Source organism: Streptomyces cellostaticus (genome assembly GCF_023630175.1).
Taxonomy (GTDB): domain Bacteria; phylum Actinomycetota; class Actinomycetes; order Streptomycetales; family Streptomycetaceae; genus Streptomyces; species Streptomyces cellostaticus_A.
On the sequence record NZ_JALLIN010000117.1, the window covers coordinates 1 to 1,904 of the forward strand.

Here is a 1,904-nt window from a genome sequence, read left to right on the forward strand (position 1 = left end):
TCGGCCCCGCGCACACCCCGCAGCGGTGCCTGCACCGCTCTCCCTGTCTCCGTCCCGTTTCCCCGCCCCTCCTCCCGTGCGGCGACGGACCGCACACCCGGGAGGGCGGCGTGAAGGGCGCCGCCTCGCGAGCGGGCTCGGCGCGGGAGCGGCGTCCACAGGCCGCCGCCCGCGGTCAGGGCGCTGACCGCGGGCGGCTCGGATGTGGTGTGGTGCGACGACGTCAGTCGCAGTCCCAGTACGAGAAGCGGTGGTGGTTGCCGTACCGGTAGGGGTTCCAGCTGTAGTAGCGGCCGTCGCGGCAGTGGTTGCGGTGACGCCAGCGGTCGAAGCGGCCGTCGTCGCAGTACCGCCACCAGTCGTCCACCTGGCGGAACCCGTAGGCGTGGTGGTTGCCCGGGTGGAACGAGGGCGCCACTGCCGTCGCGTGGGTCGCCGGGGCAGCGGCTGCCTCCACCGAGAGAGGCGCCATGACAGCGCCGGCCGCCAGAAGCGTGCCCGCTACTGCCTTAGCAATGGTCTTCACCTGATCTCCTTTCAAACATCAGGGCCGATCTAGCCCTGCCGCTGATCCGGAACGCTACACAAACAGTCCCTGATTCGCCGTCGCCTGAGTTCGCGTCAATTTTCGGGGCTCCACCGGCGCGCTGTGGAAAGCGGCAGTTCAGCGGCGTTGGCGTGCCTTTTCCGGGAATCCTCGCCCTGCGCGCGGCAGGCGTCCGACCAGGTGAACTCCCGCACTGTGCGGGCAGGTTCGCCGCGGTGCGACATATCGGGTCCGACGGTGTGAGTGTGCCGCCGTGAATGCCGTGGGTTCTTCGGAGTCATGCCGTGAGAAAATGCATGGCGGCCCGGCGTGGAGCCGATGAGACGGAATTCGGCACTGCCCTGCATTTCATGGAGTGCATTTCTCACCGAAAGGCACCCGCCGGCCGGACGCGAGGCGGAGGGCCGCGCGGACACCGGCGTGTCGCACCCGCCCCTCCCCCTCCCCCCTCACCCCCTGCGGGGCGCCGCGCGCCGGGGCGAGGGGAGGACCGGGGGCGCCGAGGGACCCCGGGGGGACCGAGGGGCCGGGGAGCGCCAAGGGTTCGGGAGGGCGCCGAGGAGTCGGGAGGGGCACCGAGGGGCGCCGAGGGGCCGGGGCACTGGACGATGCGGCCCGTCGCCCGGGGCGGGGAGGGATGGCGGCGGTCCGGGCCGCCAGCCGGTCCTCGAAGAAGAGGGGGCGGCCCGGGTCCGCGGTGCCGCCGTCGCGCCCGTGCGCGTCGGGCGAGGGTGCGGCCGCAAGGCGCGTCAGGGGGTGCGCGGTTGGGCACCGGGGGCGGGGAATGGAACAGGCGGACGCTTCTGAACGAGTGTCTGATATAGGCGGTTTGCACTGACCGTTCCCCTTCCGCTACCGTCCACGCTCTCCGGACGATTCGTCCGGAGACTCCGGACGGCGGGGTTAGCGCATGGCCCGGCCGCCCGGAGTGACAGCCTCCGTACGGTCTCCGTACGGGCTCCGTGCGAGGCGCCGTCGTGCCTGGTCCACGGCTCGTAGCGGTGACCGGCGGCCCGGTGGCCGGTGGTGCCGACCGGGGGTGGAGCACGGTCCGGGGGGCAGCGGTTGGTCCGTTGGCCGCCCGGCCCGGCTCCTGATTTCGCGTACATCCCTTCCTGCAAGAAAGGCTTTCCGATGAACAACGACTGGCTTGAGGCCGAGACCGCCGAACTGCTGCCCGGCCGCGAGGCGCTGGGCAGGTTCTCGTTCAACTTCACCAGGGTGAGCACCGTTTCGAAGAAGATGGCGCACGTGGACGCCCACAACGAGTCGATGGCGGTGAACCAGTACTCGCCGCTCGCGGTCGCCCAGTCGCAGGCCTCCCAGGCCATCAGCGTCCGGCAGTAGCAGCCGCTGA

Annotated in this window: 2 protein-coding genes; one reads left to right on the plus strand and one right to left on the minus strand. The window is 71.4% G+C overall.

Annotation, left to right across the window (positions count from 1 at the left end):
• Positions 1 to 223 precede the first annotated feature (223 nt).
• Positions 224 to 526 carry a hypothetical protein gene (locus MXD57_RS31210; RefSeq protein ID WP_250405575.1) on the minus strand — a complete coding sequence of 101 codons (303 nt, stop codon included), beginning with the start codon at positions 524 to 526 and terminating at the stop codon, positions 224 to 226.
• A gap of 1,155 nt (positions 527 to 1,681) precedes the next feature.
• Between MXD57_RS31210 and MXD57_RS31215 the strand changes: the two genes are divergently transcribed.
• Positions 1,682 to 1,894 carry a hypothetical protein gene (locus MXD57_RS31215; protein WP_250405576.1) on the plus strand — a complete coding sequence of 71 codons (213 nt, stop codon included), beginning with the start codon at positions 1,682 to 1,684 and terminating at the stop codon, positions 1,892 to 1,894.
• Positions 1,895 to 1,904: the final 10 nt, after the last annotated feature.